The following is a 16946-nucleotide window of genomic DNA, read 5'->3' as shown; positions in this document are numbered from 1 at the left end:
GGAATCAGTCCGTACGCTTGTCATGTGACTTCCGTATTGCTAGCCGAAGACGACGAGGCCATCGCGACGCCCTTGTCGCGCGCGTTGGGCCGTGAGGGCTACTCGGTAACTGTCGAGCAGACCGGACCTGCTGCGCTCCAGCAAGCCCTCGAAGGTGATTTCGACCTACTGATCCTGGACCTGGGGTTGCCAGGGATGGACGGACTCGAGGTCTGTCGACAAGTTCGTGCTCATCGGACGTCGTTGGCGGTACTCATGCTCACGGCCCGCACCGACGAGGTCGACTTCGTCGTGGGCCTCGATGCCGGTGCCGACGACTACGTCGGTAAGCCTTTCCGCTTGGCGGAGTTGATGGCGCGGGTTCGGGCATTGCTGCGACGCCACGGCGGGCGCGAGGACACCGTCGTCGAGGTCGGTGGCATCCGGCTCGACCCGGCTGCCCGGCGAGTCCTTGTGAACGGCTCCGAGATCGCCCTGGCGAACAAGGAGTACGAACTACTACGCGTGCTGCTCGAGCACGCAGGCGAGGTGGTCTCCCGGGATACGATCCTGCGCGAGGTGTGGGGCGACGTCGAACTGCGCGGATCGAAGACCCTCGACATGCACATGTCGTGGCTGCGGCGCAAGATCGGTGACGAGGGACCGGCGGCGGAGCGCCGAATCGCAACCGTGCGCGGTGTCGGTTTCCGCATCAACACCGACTAGGGCAGCGCATGCGGCGTCGCCTACTGCAGTCAATCCTCGCCGTCGTCATCATGACCGCGTTACTACTCGGCGTGCCACTGATCTACACGGCGTGGCTGTGGGTCGAGGACGTCACGCGCAGTGATCTGCGGGTGCGGCTCGACCGCATGGCAGCGGAGGTGATCTCGCAAGAGGGAACCAACGGTCTCGTCGAGGGAACTCTGAACACCGATTCACTGCGAGTCCTCACGCCCGAGGGCGGCAGGCTGGTCGTGGTGTATCCGACGCGCGAGGACGGCGCAGCGCGCATCGACGTCGGGGTGACGTCCGTTCCCGGTGCACTGATCGAGTCGTTGGCCATGGGCACGTCCGGATCGCTGCGTCTGGAGGTCCCGTCGGACAGCCTGCGTACGCGGCAGAAGCAGGCGGTACTGGCCGTCGGACTGCTGGTCCTGGTGGCGATCAGCGCTGGAACCGTTGTCGCGGTGGTCACTGCCAGGCGGCTCGCCGACCCGTTGCTCGAGGTGGCCGATCGGGCCGCGAGGCTGGCAGAGGGCGACTTCCGCCCGGTACCGCGGCGCCACGACATTCCCGAGCTCGACCGGGTCTCGGACGTCCTCGATGCCGCGACCGTCGAGATATCCGGCCGCTTGCAGCGTGAGCGCGCCCTGGTTGCCGACGTCTCCCATCAGCTGCGTAGCCGCCTGACCGCGGTTCGATTGCGACTGGACGAGTTGTCCGTACACGAGGATCCGGACGTCGTCACCGAAGCGGAGGAGGCGATGGCGCAGGTCGATCGCCTGACCGTAGGCATCGACGACCTGGTGCGGTCCTCGCGCAACAGTGGCTCCGCGGCGACGCGAGTATCCGTGATCGGTGAAATCGAGCAGGTGACCCGTGACTGGCAAGCGATTTTCGACGGTGAAGATCGACCGCTGTCACTGCGCGGGGACCGAACGGTGATGGCGTCCACCACGGGATCGAGGCTCCGCGAAGCGATATCGGTGTTGGTGGACAACTCGTTCGCACACGGGGAGGGTGCCTGTACGGTCTCGGTGCGGCTCATCGACGGTATCGGGAGGGGTCCGTCTCGGCGTGAGCCCATGGTGTGTATCGAGGTGACCGACGAGGGCAAGGGGGTGGACAACGATCTGGCCCCGCACATCTTCGACCGCGGTTTCTCAGGAGCCGGTTCCACCGGAGTCGGATTGGCGCTTGCGCGGGCACTCATCGAAGCTGATGGCGGCAGATTGGAACTTCAACGGCGTATACCGGCACTGTTCGCGGTGTTTCTTCCGGTGGCGGTCGTACAGGTGCCGCCGGGGCCCCGTACGACGTGAACCTCGCTGAGATCGAGTGTTCCTGTACCCAAGTCGGCTCGACAGGGCCGGATGTGTTCGACGAAAGCTACTCGGGTGCGTCGGGGACCGGCTCGATCACCGCAGGCTCGACGGAGGGCACGACTGTCGAGCCATTTTCCTCGGGGAAGACAAAGCGGCGGAATGTCCAGAATCTGAAGGCCATCTGCAAGAGGTTGCCGATGATGTACGCGCTGACGAAATCGGCCACGTTCTCGGTGGCCAAACTGACGTCGGGTACTCGTAGGTCGAAGACGTAACTCGAGATGTAGAGCGGGATGAAACTGATCACCACACCGATCGCGCTGATCACGAAGAACAGCGCCGCCTCGTGGGCGGGTTCGCGACCGCCGCGATTCTTGAACGACCACTCACGGTTGAGGATGTACGACGCGATGACGGCGATCACGCCGGCGATGATCTTGGCGGTCACCGGCTTGGACTCGAGAATGGTGAGCTTGAGTGTGTAGAAGATGGCGGAGTCGATCAGGAAGGTGGTTCCGCCGACGATCGCGAACTTGATCAGCTCGCTGTGACGCAGAGCGATGTCGCGGAACGGCTGGGGTACACGGGCGATGACCCCGTCGACGAACGGCACAAAAATCGAGTGTACGAACGATTCTCCGACACCACCACTTTCCCGCCGAATCATCAGCAGAATCACAGAGAAGGGCTGCTGATTGATCGCCGGGGTGCCGGTCGTGACAACATGGACACCTGTGACCGGCAATAACGATCCCACTCAGCAACCTCCCCGCCCGACGATTCCGCGAACAGCGAATGCGTCCATGCCTGTCGTCGCCATGATCGGTGGCGGACAATTGGCCCGGATGACGCATCAGGCGGCGGTGGCCCTCGGCCAGACGCTGCGTGTGCTCTCCGGCACCGATTCGGAGCCCGCTGCCCAGGTCAGTCCGGACGTCGTGCTCGGCGGCCACGACGATCTCGACGCGCTTCGCCGGGTCGCGGTGGGTTCCAACGCGCTCACCTTCGATCACGAGCACGTCCCGACCGAACATCTCGAGGTGCTTGTCGCCGAGGGCGTCAACGTCCAGCCGCCGCCGCAGGCGCTGATCTTCGCCCAGGACAAACTGCTGATGCGGCGCAAGTTGGCCGAACTGGGTGCACCGGTGCCGGCGTACGCCGAGGTGACGTGGGCCGAGGACGTCGTGCGTTTCGGAGCCGAGCACGGCTGGCCGGTCGTGATCAAGGCCACGCGCGGCGGTTACGACGGTCGCGGCGTGTGGATCACCGACGATCAGGACGAGGCAGAGAGGATCGTCGCCGCACAGCTGGACAAGGGTGTGCCGTTGATCGTCGAGGAAATGGTCTCGATGCGACGTGAACTGTCCGCGATGGTGGCACGCTCGCCGTTCGGTCAGGGTGCCAGCTGGCCGGTCGTGGAGACGGTGCAACGCAACGGCCAGTGCGCCGTGGTGATCGCGCCCGCGCCGAATCTGTCCTCCGCTCTCGCGGCGGAAGCCGAGCAGCTGGCGCTGCGGATCGCGTCCGAGCTCGGCGTGGTCGGGTCGATGGCGGTCGAGCTCTTCGAGACGACGGACGGCGCGTTGGTGGTCAACGAGCTGGCGATGCGTCCGCACAACTCCGGTCACTGGAGCATGGACGGTGCGCGCACCTCGCAGTTCGAACAGCATCTGCGTGCAGTGCTGGATTATCCGCTCGGCGATACCTCGCCCATTGCACCGGTCACCGTCATGGCGAACGTACTCGGAGCTGACGAGGCACCCGAGATGAGTATGGACGAGCGGGTTCATCACCTGTTCGCGCGGATGCCCGACGCCAAGATTCACCTGTACGGCAAGGGTGAGCGCAAGGACCGCAAGATCGGGCATGTCAACATCGTCGGTGGTGACGGTTCCATCGACGATCCGAATTATGTTGCCGCAGTGCGAGAACGGGCCGAGCGCGCAGCGCAGTGGCTCTCGCGGGCAGTGTGGACCGACGGATGGGATGTACACGGTGAGTGAGAGCAACGGCGCACAGGTCGGCCTGATCATGGGCAGTGATTCTGATTGGCCCACGATGGAAGCGGCCGCCGAGGCGCTCGCCGAGTTCGGTATCCGCTTCGAGGTCGGTGTCGTCTCCGCGCACCGCACGCCGCAGCGCATGCTCGACTACGCGAAGGAGGCCGCCGGCCGCGGTGTGAAGGTGATCATCGCGGGGGCCGGCGGAGCCGCTCATCTGCCGGGCATGGTCGCGTCCGCGACGCCGCTGCCCGTCATCGGTGTCCCGGTCCCGCTCAAGTACCTCGACGGCATGGATTCGCTGCTGTCGATCGTCCAGATGCCTGCCGGTGTCCCGGTGGCGACGGTGTCGATCGGTGGCGCCCGGAACGCGGGTCTGCTGGCGGCCCGGATTCTCGGTGCTTCGGACCCCGCACTGCAGCAGCAGATGGTGGCGTTCCAGCAGAGCCTCGAGTCGATGGTGCTCGACAAGGACAGGGCACTGCGCGAGAAACTGCTGGGCTGATCCACTCGTGTATGCGAGTTGCGGGCTGCCGCTGATCCGAGCGAGTCGGGGAAGCGTTCAGTCCGCTCTCGTCACACGTATCGCCTTGCTGTACGCCCGTGTGTTCGGTGCCGACGTCTCTTTCGACGTCGAATTCGGTATCTACGTGGCGTCGGGGATGTGGGGCGGCTTCGCCCGCGGCGGCACGACGGTGGGCGGGGTGTATCTGACCAGAGGCAACGTCGGCCGTTCCGTGCTCCGGCACGAGACGATTCACGCGGATCAGTGGGCACGGTACGGAGTGTGCTTCGCGCTCGTGTACCTGTTCGAGGAACTCCGCAACCCGGGGACTCGCAACAGGTTCGAGATCGAGGCCGGTCTCGCCGACGGCGGATACCGCACCTGAACCGAACGCTACTGTAGGCGCCATGGCCCGTTTCCCCACCAGTGAACGATGGGTGCGTTGGAGCGCGCAGCATGCTCGCGGCATCGACGTGGCGATCACCCTGTTGGTGATGGCGATCAGCTTCGTCGTCGGTGTCACCGAGATGAGTCCGTTACTGCTCGTCCTCACGCTGGGTATGACGGTACCGCTGTTCTGGCGTCGGACCCGGCCGGAATGGTCCGCAATGGTCGTTGCGGGATTCTCGCTCCTGCACGTGGCCCTCGTCCCCGGTACCCTCTCCGGGTCGGCGATCGCGGTACCCGTCGCCCTGTACGCACTCGCGGCCTACGGCGCACGCTGGAGTAGCGCCACCGGTCTGGCGCTGGCGTTGGCCGGCGCGGTCGCCGCCAACGTCCGCTACTTCAGCCACGTCGGAATGTCCGGTACCGCGCAGTTCGTGGGAGCGGTGTCGCTCATGGTCTTCGTGTTGGCAGTCTGGGCCTTCGGGGATCTACGCCGGGTTCGGACTAAACAGCTCGAGGGACTGACCGAACGGGCGCGGCTACTCGAACTCGAGCGCGCACAGGAAGCGGAAATCGCCACCATCAGCGAACGTTCGCGGATCGCGCGCGAGATGCACGACATCGTCGCGCATTCCCTGACGGTGGTGATCGCCCAAGCCGACGGTGGTCGATACAGCGCAGCGCAGGATCCGCAGGCAGCAGTCCGGGCACTCGACACCATCGCATCGACCGGGCGGCAGGCGTTGACGGACATGCGGGCGCTGCTCTCGGTGCTCCGGGAGGACACCAGGCGGGACTTCTCGGTGATACCGGGAGCAGGAGACATCGACAACCTCGTCCACGAGATGCGTGGCAACGCCATGAGTATCGAAGTCCTCTCGTCAGGTCAGGCGCGTGAACTGTCGGCGGGAGCCGGCTTGACGGCGTACCGAATAGTGCAGGAATCACTCACGAACGTTCTCAAACATGCCGGCCCGGGCGCCCACGCACGCATCGAGATGGAATGGACGGACTCCGCACTCGTCTTCGGGATAACCGACGACGGACGTGGCGGCAGCGCGGCACTGATCGATCCTTCGCCGGGCGGACAAGGGTTGATCGGGATGGCCGAGCGGGCGCGGCTGCACGGTGGAAGGGTCACCGCCGGACCGAAGACCGGTGGCGGGTACAGCGTTAGCTGCGTCCTGCCCTACGACGCCACGCCGAGGTGAGCACGCTTAGGCTGATGTGCATGGATGTTCAGGTGGATCCGATCAGGGTTGCGTTGATCGACGATCAGCAGTTGGTGCGAGCCGGGTTCAAGATGGTGATCGACTCGCAGCCGGATCTGACGGTCGTGGTGGAAGCGTCGGACGGTCGGCAGGCGTTGGTCGAGTTGGCCGCGCATCGCGTCGACGTGGTGCTCATGGACGTCCAGATGCCGACGATGGACGGTATCGAGACGACCCGTCGACTGCTCACCAACCCGGAGGCACCCAAGGTGGTGGTGCTGACCACCTTCGACAACGACGAGTACGTGATGTCGGCAATTCGGGCGGGGGCCAGCGGGTTTCTCCTCAAGGACGTTCCGCCGGAGCAGCTTCTCGACGCCATTCGTACCGTGTATCGAGGCGACGCCGTCATCGAGGCGAGAGCGACCAGGCGGCTACTCGAGCACGTCGGGCCACTACTCGAGGGTTCGGCGCCGGAAACTCGACTGCCCGACGGACTGACCCCGCGTGAAGTCGAGGTACTCGAGGCGATGGCGTACGGTCTGTCGAATTCCGAGATCGCCGAGAAGTTCCACGTCTCCGAGACGACCGTGAAAACACATGTGGGAAGGGTTCTCTCGAAGACCGGGTCGCGAGATCGGGTGCAGGCTGTCGTCTTCGCCTTCCAAGTCGGACTGGTCCGCCGAACCGACCTCCTGGGTACCGAGGGCTGACCCTGCGTCCTCCCGCAGAATGACTCTCCTGCGGTCGAGATGGCCCCGCGCTCCGATGTGCCGACCCCACCCGCTGCCATAGCGTCGATGTCGACAAGCGGACAGCTGCAACGGAAGGCGCGAGATGAATCTGAACACCACCACGGGGACAGGGCAACCCGCGATCACGGCCGCCGGCCTGACCAAGGTGTACGGCACGGGTCCGACGGCGGTTCATGCGCTCGCCGGAGTCGACGTGGCATTCGGGCGCGGAAAATTCACCGCGATCATGGGTCCGTCCGGTTCCGGAAAATCGACACTCATGCACACCCTGGCCGGACTCGACAGCGTATCGAGTGGGCGGGTGTATCTCGGGGACACCGAAATTACGGCTCTCGATGACACCGAGCTCACCGAGTTGCGCCGTGAACGAATAGGTTTCGTGTTTCAGGCGTTCAATCTTCTGCCGGTGCTCACCGCTCGCGAGAACATGTTGCTGCCGATGAAGTTGGCCGGGCTGGTCCCGTCGTCGTCATGGGTGCAGGAAGTAGTTGCCACGCTCGGACTCGCCTCTCGTCTCGATCACCTTCCACACGAGTTGTCCGGCGGCCAGCAGCAGCGGGTTGCGGTGGCACGAGCACTACTGCCTCGGCCGGACGTGATTTTCGCCGACGAGCCGACCGGCAACCTGGACTCACGTTCGGGGTCCGAAGTGCTCGGGTTGCTGCGTGCGAGCGCGCGTGAAACCGGCCAGAGCGTCGTCATGGTCACCCATGATCCGGTAGCGGCGTCCTTCGCGGATCGGGTGGTGTTCATCGCGGATGGCCAGATCGCCGGTGAAATCGACAGACCCACAGTCGATTCGGTGATCACTTCGATGCGCTCGCTCGGAGCGAACGATGTGATCGAGCGTCCGGTGCCCGCGAGTGTCGGCCGATGAGAGGTGTGGCGCTCGCCCAGATTCGCGCACACGCGGGACGCTACGTCGCGTCGATACTGGCGGTGGTGATCGCGGTCGGCTATATCGTCGCGACGTTGACCTTGAGCTCGACCGTCGATGCCAGTATCGGTAAATCTCTTGCCTCGCAGTATGAATCGACGGATGCCGTCGTATCCGGAGACGGCATCAGCGAGGCGAGCTTGACGGCGATCGACGGCGTGGCGGCAGCCGCCGATGACGTCTCGGCAGCCGTCCGTGTCGATTCCGAGGCGAAGGGGTCGTCGTACGGTGATCTACTCACGGTCGCCGCGCACGAGCAATTACGTTGGGAGAAACTGTCCGAGGGTGTACTGCCCAGTGGCCGTGGGGAGGTTCTGGTCAGCGCAGAGTCCGGGATTGCGTTGGGTGCTCGAATCTCGGTGGTGGTGCCGAACTCGACGGCCGACAATGTCACACCCACAGCTCGGGTGGTCGGACTGGTGGACCTCACGGGTTCGGCGCAGCGGCTCGGCGGCGTGAAAGTCTTCGCGACCGCAGATCAGGTGATCGCCTGGACCGGGGAGAGCGCGAAACGTCAGTTCCGGGTGGCCGGGGACGGTTCGATGTCCCAGGATCAGTTGGCCGATCGACTCCGCGCCGCGCTACCGGCGGATTCGACGGTGATCACCGGCGCGGCCGCCGCGCACAACGCTGCCGCGCACTTCACCGGCGGCTCCAAGCTCATCGAGAATCTGCTCCTGGCCTTCGGGGCGATTGCCGTGGTGGTGGCGGCGCTTGTCATTGCGAACACCTTCGCGGTACTCCTCGCCGCTCGAACGCAGGAACTGGCCCTGCTGCGCTGTGTCGGCGCCACCGCCAAGCAGGTTCGCCGGAGCCTTCGCGCCGAGGCCGCTGCGGTGGGCGTCGTCGCGTCGGTGATCGGGGTTGCCCTCGGCGTCGGACTTGCCTGGTCGATCGGCCTGGTGGCCACGGCGGCGCGCGCGCCGATACCGCTGTCGACGCTGAAGGTCCCCCCGATCGGACTCGGTGTAGGACTCGCGGTGGGAATCGTGATGACCATGGCCGCGGCATCTTCTCCTGGCCGGACGGCGACGCGACTCTCTCCTTTGGCGGCTCTGCAGCCGATGGAATCCAAGCCGGAGAGGATTCAGGATTCCGTTGTTCGTCGATTGTTCGGTGCGGCTGCACTTCTCATCGGCTTGGCAGCGACGGCAGTGGGAGTGTTCGGCCAACTGGTACAGGCGGCAACGGTGGGAGGTCTTCTCTCGTTCGTCGGAATCGTTGCGCTGTCAGGACGAATCGTCCCGGCCCTCATCAAGGCCGCGGGCGGAATCCTCATGCGAGCGGTGGGTCCGGTGGGCGCGTTGGCGGCCGGGAACGCCGGCCGAAATCCTCGACGGACGGCGGCCACCGCTACGGCCCTGCTGATCGGCGTGGCCCTGACCAGCACTCTGGTGGTGGGTATCGCCACCGTCAGGCAAGCGGCACCGGCAGCCATCGACAACCAGTTTCCGGTCGACGTCATGGTGAGTGCGGCCGGTTCGGCGTCGCTGCCGAGCGAATTGACGTCGGCCATCGCGTCAGTGGACGGAGTGGATGCGGTCGGTGCGCGGGAGAAGGCGGAGGTGACGATCGACGGACACGGCGTGGTGGCGGGTTACAGCGTCGACGCCGGCCAGGCCAAGGACGTGTTACGGGTCGCGATATCACTTCCCGCGCCGGGTCAGCTCGTACTCTCGCCGGCTGATCTGAGTGAGCACGGTTTCGCGGCGGGAGACACTGTAACGGTGCGTGGCGATCGCGGCAATGTGACGCTCGTGATCGCCGAAGGCACGAACGGGCAGCCCGCGCTTCTCGATCGCACTGATCTGTACACGATTTCGGCAGCGCCGCAAACGGATTCGTTGTGGGTCCGGCTGGCGACGGACTCCGATGCCCAGGCGATCGCCGCGACCGATCGAATTACGGATCTGGCTCGCCGGGACGCTCCGGGCAGCGACGTCCAGGCAATGACGGCCATGCGAACGGCACTCGATTCGATATTGACCACGATGCTGATGGTGGTGGTCGGGTTGTTGTCGGTGGCAGTTCTCATCGCGTTGATCGGAGTCGGTAACACCTTGGCGCTGTCCGTTCTGGAACGGCGTCGCGAAACGGGACTGCTTCGGGCACTCGGGGTGACGAAGAAGGGGGTTCGAGCGATGTTGATCTGGGAAGCACTGCTCGTCGCCGGAGTGTCCTCCGTGATCGGAGTTCTCTTCGGAACGGTATTCGGCGCCGCCGGAACCGCGTCGGTGTTCGGAATCGGCGACGTCAGTCTCGTCGCCGTCCCGTGGTTGCAGTTGGCGATCATCGTCGTGGCAGGTGGAGGCTGTGGAGTGATCGCCTCACTGCTTCCCGCCCGGCAAGCGGGATCGGTCTCACCTGTGACGGCCCTCGCCGACTAGAACTGTGTGGTGATCTTCTCGGTGCCCACTCGGCGTGCGATCGCCTCCGCGTCCGGGTGGGCTACCTGCACGAGCGAGGCCCCGCCTGCCAGTACCGCGAGGAGGCCGTCGATCAGTTCCTCGGCCGAATCCCACGGCAGACTCGACAGCACCCGATCCGACGACGTCACGCCGCGAGCGGTCGCCGCCGCTGTCGCGGCCGCGACCGTCGCCGCGACATCACGGCCTTCCAGCGCGTAACCGGCTCCGTTGCTGCGAAATTGGTCGCCGTGCACGCGGATGGATGTCGCGTAGTCGGTGACACCGAGCGGAAGGTCGGACAGTCCTTTGCCGAACGCGTCCAGTGAGAGTGCCGCCACTTCCGGGATGTCCGCGACGTCGTCGAGACGGTCGGCGGTGACGAAAGCCAGTTCGGCATCCGCGTCGGGGGAGAGCACCACTTCACCGCCTGCCCACCACACCCCGAGCAGAACCGCGACGCTCTGCCAGTGCGCCGGCAGTAGCACCACGACCTTGCCCCCCGGTTCGAGGGCGAACTCGTCACGCACCATGTTCGCCGTCTTGGCTGCCCAGTTCGCGAGGGTGCTCGCCGACAACTCGATTCGTTCGCCGGTGGCGTCGTCGTAGTAGGTGACGCGGGGTCCGGCCGGATCTGCGGCCAGCACGGGGCCGAGGAGGGCGTCGGTCAGGTTGTCGACTGAAGTAGGCACCCGATCACCTTACGTCGGTAGATGCGGGGACATCACGCGGTCCGCGTCAGTTCGCACAGCGCGGTCCGCGTCAGTTCGCACAGCGCGGTCCGCGTCAGTTCGCACAGCGCGGTCCGCGTCAGTTCACACAGTGCGGTCCGCCGGCCGCGGCGTCGATCGGTGGGGCGGCGGGAACCGGGGTCGGGCTGGTTTCGGCGGTCGAGGGTAATTCCTCGCCGGTACCCGCTTCGTCCGTCGACAACGTCTCGGCGGACAGTGGGCCCGTGTAGTCGTCGGCGAGCACGACCCGGACTGTGCCGGCGGACAGGCTCGAGTCGGTTTTCACGCTCAGCCCGCCGAGGGCCTGCGCAACGGCACGAGCGCCGTCGTCGTCCGAGGCGGCGAACACCGTCGACTCCGTGACGGAACTGCCGGTGTTGTTGCCGATCTCGCCCTCTCGGTACCCGAGTGAGGTGAGCGCCTCGGCTACACCACTTGCCATCCCGGCGACATTCGTGTCGTTGACGACCTCGACGGTCACTGTCGACGGGTCGATCGTCACGGCCGGGGCGGTGGTGGTCTCCTCGACGTCGGCGCCGACCAAGCCGGCCACGTACTTCTTGACGGCCTTCGGATCGACCTTGACGATGGACTCGCCGTAATCGGTCATCCCGTTGATGTCCAGGACCGGGATGGTCTCGAACTTCACGTTGCCGCCTGCAAGATTCTGCAACTGCTTGGCGAAGTCGATGATGTCCCAGTTGTCGTCGATGACCACCGACCGCTCCACGGCGGTGGCGAGTTGGCTGAGTTTGCCGGGATCGCTGAGGGTCTTCGCGCTCAGTACCTTGCTGACCAGTGATGCCATGAACACCTGTTGGCGCACGATTCGGTCGAGGTCACCGCGAGGAAGGTCGTGCCGTTGACGTACGAAGCTCAGCGCGTCGGCGCCGTTCAACGTCTGTTCCCCAGCCGGAAAGTTGGCGCCGGACAGCGGCTCGTCGACGGGTCCGTTGAGGCAGACACCGACTCCGCCGACGGCATCGGTGAGAAGGACGAATCCCAGTAGTCCGATCTCGGCGTAGTGGTCGACGGTGATTCCGGTGAGACCGGCCACCGAGTCGATCAGCGCGGTTCGGCCGGCCTTGGTGGACTTCGTGTCCGCGTCGGCGTCGCTCGCTCCCTCGTCGACGAGGCGTAGCCGCTCGGCTTCCTTGGTGGAGCCGAACGCGCTGTTGATCTTCGCCATGCCGATCCCCGGAATGTTGACATACGAATCGCGGGGGATCGAGATGGCGGTCGCGGAGGATCCGTCGTTGGGAACTCGAATCAAGATGATGGTGTCGGTGTTGGAGGCCACCTCGTCGCCTGCCCGCAGTGAGTCGAGCTCGCTCTGACTCAGTGAATTCCCGTGCGCGTCCGTCCGGCTGTCGGTACCCACCAACAGGATGTCGATGGCGCCGTCCTTGGCGCCGCCGAGACCGAGTCCGCTGACTGTGGTCAGACTGTTCCGCAAGCTGTCCACACCGCGCCAGGCGAACCCGGTGACCAGCAGAACTATCACCGAGACGACAGCAACGCCGATCCGAACCGGATGCACCGTACGACGTGTCGTCCCAGGTTGTGGGCGTTCGCGGCGCGGAGTTTGCTGGTGGGACACACAGCAAGGTTACTGGTCCGACGCTCGGGGGCGTGTACTTCGACGCGGCGTGCCACACTGTCGCCTGTGACTGACATTCTGCTCACCGGGGCACACGGACAAGTTGGAGCCCAGGTAGTCGTGGCGGCCCGAGCAGCAGGTTTCGGCCTGCACGCAGTGGGTTCGGCGGATCTCGACATCACCGACAGAAGCGCTGTCGACGACGCGGTCCGGCGTGACTGGACTGTGATCAACTGCGCCGCGTACACCGCCGTCGACGCCGCGGAGTCCGACGAGGAGACGGCTCGCTCGGTCAACGAGACAGGGGTTCGCAATCTCGCGCAGGCATGCGCACGGGTGGGCGCCAGGCTCGTTCACGTGTCCACCGACTACGTATTTCCCGGTGACGCCGCCGAGCCGTACGAGGTGGACGCGCCAACCGGTCCGGCGAGCGTCTACGGACGAACCAAACTTGCCGGTGAGCGCGCGATTCTCGAGTCCGGCGCAGACGCGGCGATCGTGCGGACAGCATGGGTCTACACAGGTGGATCCGGTGATTTCGTGGCGACCATGCGCCGACTCGAGGGCGAGCGGGACACTGTCGACGTCGTCGACGACCAGATCGGATCACCTACCTACAGCGTCGATCTGGCAGCCGGTTTGGTGGAACTGGCAGGTCGGTCCTTCACCGGGTCGTCGACGCTGCACGCAACCAATGCCGGTCAGGTCAGCTGGTTCGAGCTGGCGCGGGCGGTATTCGAGGAGATCGGTGCAGATCCGGAGCGGGTGCGTCCGTGCAGTAGTGCGGCGTTCGTTCGCCCTGCACCGCGACCGGCATATTCGGTGTTGTCTGCACAGGCATGGGCGGCGGCCGGGTTGACTCCGCTGCGTCCTTGGCGTGAGGCGTTGCATGCCGCACTGACCTTGGCGTGACGTGTTGCACCACCGCGTCGAACTGAGCAGTGCGCCGACACGACCGCGCGGGCAGCTAGGCTGACCGGCGTGAGTCCGAAGCTGGCCGTGGTAACGGTAACCTATTCGCCAGGCGAGCATCTCGAGAACTTCTTGAGCAGTCTCGCCGAGGCGACAACGGAAAGTCCCCAGGTCATCTTGGCCGACAACGGATCCACCGACGGGGCGCCCGAGGCGGCCGAGGCGGGATACGAGCACGTCAGGTTGTTGCGCACCGGGGGAAACATCGGATACGGCGGGGCGATCAACCGTGCGGTAACCGAATTGGATCCGGACATCGAGTACGTCGTGATCTCCAACCCCGACATTCGGTGGTCGCCCGGCTCGCTGGACGAGTTGCTTGCCGCCGCCGAGAGATGGCCCCGCGCCGGAGCGTTGGGGCCGATGGTGCTCGAGCCGGACGGCAGTCCCTATCCGTCCGCCCGCGCTGTGCCGGACATCACATCGGGGATCGGGCACGCACTCTTCGGCACCGTGTGGCCGAAGAACCCGTGGACGGCGCGCTACCGTCAGGACGACGAAGCGGCGTCGGAGCGGGTGGCCGGATGGTTGTCCGGATCCTGTCTTCTCGTTCGTCGGCCCGCATTCGATGCCATTTCCGGATTCGACTCCCGGTATTTCATGTACATGGAGGACGTCGATTTCGGTGATCGCCTCGGAAAAGCGGGGTGGCTCAACGTGTTCGTGCCCGAGGCTGTGGTCACGCACACGAAAGGTCATGCAGCCGGCCGCAATCCGGAACTGATGTTGCCTGCGCATCATCGAAGTGCCTACCGATTCCAGGCCGACCGGCACCCGAAGCTGTGGCAGGCGCCGTTGCGGCTCGCGCTCCGCGCCGGACTGGAGGTGCGATCGAGAATCGCCGTCGCCGCCGCCACCCGGGAACGATCACGCACCGACCTTGTACATGACGAATCACCGTCCGAGATCGTATCGGGCCCGGACCGCGAGGGAACACAATGACCCAATCTGCATCGACCGACGCTGTAATTCTGGTGGGCGGCAAGGGGACTCGGTTGCGTCCCTTGACGCTCTCAGCTCCCAAGCCGATGCTGCCCACTGCCGGAGTGCCCTTTCTGACGCACCTCCTCGCTCGCATCGAAGCAGCAGGAATCAAACACGTAGTTCTCGGTACGTCGTTCAAGGCCGAGGTCTTCGAAGAATACTTCGGCGACGGCTCGAAGATGGGGCTCGAAATCGAGTACGTCGTGGAAACGGAACCGCTGGGCACAGGTGGCGGTATCCGCAACGTGCTCCCGAAGTTGCGCGGCGACAACGTCATGGTGTTCAACGGCGATGTTCTCGGTGGTACGGATCTGAACGCCATTTTGAGCACGCACCGCGATACCGAGGCGGACGTGACTCTGCACCTGGTGCGGGTAGGCGATCCGCGCGCGTTCGGTTGCGTTCCGACCGACGACGACGGTCGGGTGTCGGCCTTCCTGGAGAAGACCCAGGACCCGCCGACCGACCAGATCAACGCCGGCTGTTACGTGTTCAAGCGCGAGATCATCGAGCAGATCCCCGAAGGGCGAGCTGTGTCCGTCGAGCGCGAGGTGTTCCCGAGTCTGCTCTCCGCCGGTAAGCGTGTGTTCGGTCACGTCGATTCGTCGTACTGGCGCGACATGGGCACCCCGGAGGATTTCGTCCGTGGATCGGCCGATCTGGTGCGGGGTATCGCACCGTCGCCGGCTCTGAGTGGTCCTCGGGGGGAGTCGCTGGTGCATCCCGGGGCCGGAGTGGCACCCGGAGCCGTTCTGGTGGGCGGAACCGTCGTCGGGCGAGGTGCCGAAGTAGGTGCAGGAGCACGACTGGACGGTGCCATCCTCTTCGACGGCGCGGTGGTCGAAGCGGGCGCGGTGGTCGAGCGATCCATCCTGGGCTTCGGGGTCCGGATCGGCCCTCGGGCACTGGTGCGCGACGCCGTCATCGGCGACGGCGCGGACATCGGCGCCCGCTGCGAACTCCTTCGCGGTGCGCGGGTCTGGCCGGGCGTCACACTGCCCGACGGTGGTGTGCGTTTCAGCACTGACGTGTGATGGTTAGCAACGCTACTGGGATACTGGTCCGATGACTGATCTCCCGAAGCGTTACGTCGCCCTCGGTGACTCGTTCACCGAGGGCGTCGGTGACACAGATGAGCGGTACCCCAACGGACTTCGTGGTTGGGCCGATCGTGTCGCCGAGCAGTTGGCGGTAGGAAACCCCGAGTTCCGGTATGCCAATCTGGCGATCCGAGGACGGCTCCTCGGTCCCATCCTCGACGAGCAACTCGCACCGGCGTTGGCGCTGCGGCCCGACCTGGTCAGTATCTACGCGGGCGGCAACGACATCATGCGCCCCAAGTTCGACGTCGATGCCGTTGTCGACCGATACGACACCGCCATCGCGCAGCTCACTCGATCGGGTGCGCGGGTCGTGATGTTCACCGCCTACGACACCGGTTGGTCGGCGTTCTTCGGCAAGCTGCGCGGCCGTCTGGCCGTCTACAACGAATTGGTCCGGGAAGTCGCCGATCGACACGCGGTCACCGTCGTCGACTTCTGGCGGTTCCGGGAGTATCAAGATCTGCGTATGTGGGATTGGGATCGGCTGCACATGTCGCCTGCCGGCCATCAGAACATGGCCGTTCGCGTACTCGACGCCCTGGGTGTCGATCACGAACTGGTACCGCAGGACCTCGGCCCGGCGCCGGTACTGACCAAGGCGGAGAACCGTCGCGAGGACCGGCAGTGGACCCGGGATTTCCTGGTGCCGTGGTTTGCTCGCCGAGTACGCGGAACGTCGTCCGGTGACGGGATCGTCGCCAAGTATCCGGAACTGATCCAGCCGACCAGGCACTGACAGGTCTTCCGGTCAGGGCCGACTACCGATCAGGCGGACAGCCGCATCCGGGCGTGAGCCAATTCGACCAGGTGGTCGATCGATTCGCGTTCGGCATCGGGCGGGAGTGCATCGACCGGCCACCAACGCAGATCGGTGGACTCCTCGCTTCGGACGATCGGTGAACCGTCTGGCGCGATGACGAGGAAACGTAAATCGAGGTGCCTGGTCGGAACGCCGAGCGAACACGTGATGGGGTGGGTGTGTGCCGAGAGCAGCGCAGCGTCGATGGTGATGTTCGCGATCCCGGACTCCTCGCGGGCCTCACGCAGAGCCGCGTCGATCACGGTGTCGTCGTCGGGCTCGCAGTGCCCACCCAACTGGATCCACCGGCCTACCTTCGGGTGCAGCGTCAGAAGCACGTTCCGGCCACTCTCGTCGAGGACCAACGACGACGCCGTGACATGTCCGGGCGCATGTCGACGTAGACACCCGTCCGGTGCCGAGTCGAGGAACGCGAGCATCGTGTGCCGTAGCGACTCGTCGGCAGCGTTCGGAGTCGACCACTCGGTCAGCATCGTCCGCGCCGACGCGTGTAGAGATTGCGCGCTCAT

General features: G+C 65.3%; 17 protein-coding genes. 13 read left to right on the top strand and 4 right to left on the bottom strand.

Annotation, left to right across the window (positions count from 1 at the left end; translation table 11 throughout):
- Positions 1 to 24: 24 nt before the first annotated feature.
- Entirely contained in the window at positions 25 to 705 is a 681-nt protein-coding gene (locus tag ABH922_RS14600) for a response regulator transcription factor (protein ID WP_424807594.1), read from the top strand.
- An 8-nt stretch (positions 706 to 713) separates the two neighbouring features.
- On the top strand, positions 714 to 2024 hold the full coding sequence (locus ABH922_RS14595) for an ATP-binding protein (RefSeq protein WP_424807593.1): 1311 nt from the start codon (positions 714 to 716) through the stop codon (positions 2022 to 2024).
- 67 nt (positions 2025 to 2091) lie between these two features.
- Here the strand turns inward: ABH922_RS14595 and ABH922_RS14590 are convergent, their stop codons facing one another.
- The gene (locus ABH922_RS14590; RefSeq protein ID WP_424809681.1) at positions 2092 to 2694 is read right to left on the bottom strand and encodes a GtrA family protein; all 603 of its coding nucleotides are present in this window, start codon (positions 2692 to 2694) and stop codon (positions 2092 to 2094) included.
- 67 nt (positions 2695 to 2761) lie between these two features.
- Between ABH922_RS14590 and ABH922_RS14585 the strand changes: the two genes are divergently transcribed.
- The 7 genes from ABH922_RS14585 (at position 2762) to ABH922_RS14555 (ending at position 10209) form a co-directional block, all read left to right on the top strand.
- Positions 2762 to 4030 (top strand): 5-(carboxyamino)imidazole ribonucleotide synthase, encoded by a 1269-nt coding sequence (locus ABH922_RS14585; RefSeq protein ID WP_424807592.1) that lies wholly within the window; start codon positions 2762 to 2764, stop codon positions 4028 to 4030.
- Entirely contained in the window at positions 4014 to 4532 is a 519-nt protein-coding gene (gene purE / locus ABH922_RS14580; protein WP_424807591.1) for a 5-(carboxyamino)imidazole ribonucleotide mutase, read from the top strand. Before ABH922_RS14585 ends, purE begins: the two co-directional genes overlap by 17 nt.
- Positions 4533 to 4539: 7 nt before the next feature.
- Entirely contained in the window at positions 4540 to 4917 is a 378-nt protein-coding gene (locus ABH922_RS14575; protein WP_424807590.1) for a hypothetical protein, read from the top strand.
- Positions 4918 to 4939: 22 nt separating this feature from the next.
- Positions 4940 to 6130: a sensor histidine kinase gene (locus ABH922_RS14570; protein WP_424807589.1), complete on the top strand. Its 1191-nt coding sequence runs from the start codon at positions 4940 to 4942 to the stop codon at positions 6128 to 6130.
- A gap of 20 nt (positions 6131 to 6150) precedes the next feature.
- A complete protein-coding gene (locus ABH922_RS14565; protein WP_424807588.1) occupies positions 6151 to 6843 on the top strand; it encodes a response regulator in 693 nt (230 codons plus the stop codon).
- Positions 6844 to 6967: 124 nt separating this feature from the next.
- On the top strand, positions 6968 to 7762 hold the full coding sequence (locus ABH922_RS14560) for an ABC transporter ATP-binding protein (protein ID WP_424807587.1): 795 nt from the start codon (positions 6968 to 6970) through the stop codon (positions 7760 to 7762).
- A complete protein-coding gene (locus ABH922_RS14555; RefSeq protein ID WP_424807586.1) occupies positions 7759 to 10209 on the top strand; it encodes an FtsX-like permease family protein in 2451 nt (816 codons plus the stop codon). Before ABH922_RS14560 ends, ABH922_RS14555 begins: the two co-directional genes overlap by 4 nt.
- Here the strand turns inward: ABH922_RS14555 and ABH922_RS14550 are convergent.
- Positions 10206 to 10919: a TIGR03089 family protein gene (locus ABH922_RS14550; protein ID WP_424807585.1), complete on the bottom strand. Its 714-nt coding sequence runs from the start codon at positions 10917 to 10919 to the stop codon at positions 10206 to 10208. The genes ABH922_RS14555 and ABH922_RS14550 overlap by 4 nt on opposite strands.
- Before the next feature lie 118 nt (positions 10920 to 11037).
- Entirely contained in the window at positions 11038 to 12498 is a 1461-nt protein-coding gene (locus ABH922_RS14545) for an LCP family protein (RefSeq protein ID WP_424809680.1), read from the bottom strand.
- A gap of 126 nt (positions 12499 to 12624) precedes the next feature.
- On the opposite strand from ABH922_RS14545, the gene rfbD reads away from it, so the two are divergent.
- From rfbD to ABH922_RS14525, 4 genes are all read left to right on the top strand, one after another.
- On the top strand, positions 12625 to 13470 hold the full coding sequence (gene rfbD / locus ABH922_RS14540; RefSeq protein ID WP_424807584.1) for a dTDP-4-dehydrorhamnose reductase: 846 nt from the start codon (positions 12625 to 12627) through the stop codon (positions 13468 to 13470).
- 69 nt (positions 13471 to 13539) lie between these two features.
- Entirely contained in the window at positions 13540 to 14472 is a 933-nt protein-coding gene (locus ABH922_RS14535; RefSeq protein WP_424807583.1) for a glycosyltransferase family 2 protein, read from the top strand.
- On the top strand, positions 14469 to 15548 hold the full coding sequence (locus tag ABH922_RS14530; protein WP_424807582.1) for a sugar phosphate nucleotidyltransferase: 1080 nt from the start codon (positions 14469 to 14471) through the stop codon (positions 15546 to 15548). The genes ABH922_RS14535 and ABH922_RS14530 overlap by 4 nt, the downstream gene beginning before the upstream one ends.
- A gap of 31 nt (positions 15549 to 15579) precedes the next feature.
- Positions 15580 to 16353, top strand: coding sequence for an SGNH/GDSL hydrolase family protein (locus tag ABH922_RS14525; protein WP_424807581.1), 774 nt, complete (start codon positions 15580 to 15582; stop codon positions 16351 to 16353).
- Between the two features lie 29 nt (positions 16354 to 16382).
- Here the strand turns inward: ABH922_RS14525 and ABH922_RS14520 are convergent, their stop codons facing one another.
- Entirely contained in the window at positions 16383 to 16946 is a 564-nt protein-coding gene (locus ABH922_RS14520; RefSeq protein WP_424807580.1) for an NUDIX hydrolase, read from the bottom strand.

The organism is Rhodococcus sp. 27YEA15, from assembly GCF_049739425.1.
In the GTDB taxonomy this organism is placed as follows: Bacteria; Actinomycetota; Actinomycetes; order Mycobacteriales; family Mycobacteriaceae; genus Rhodococcus_F.
Note: the sequence above shows the minus strand (reverse complement) of the source record. Positions and strands in the feature narration are given on the sequence as shown.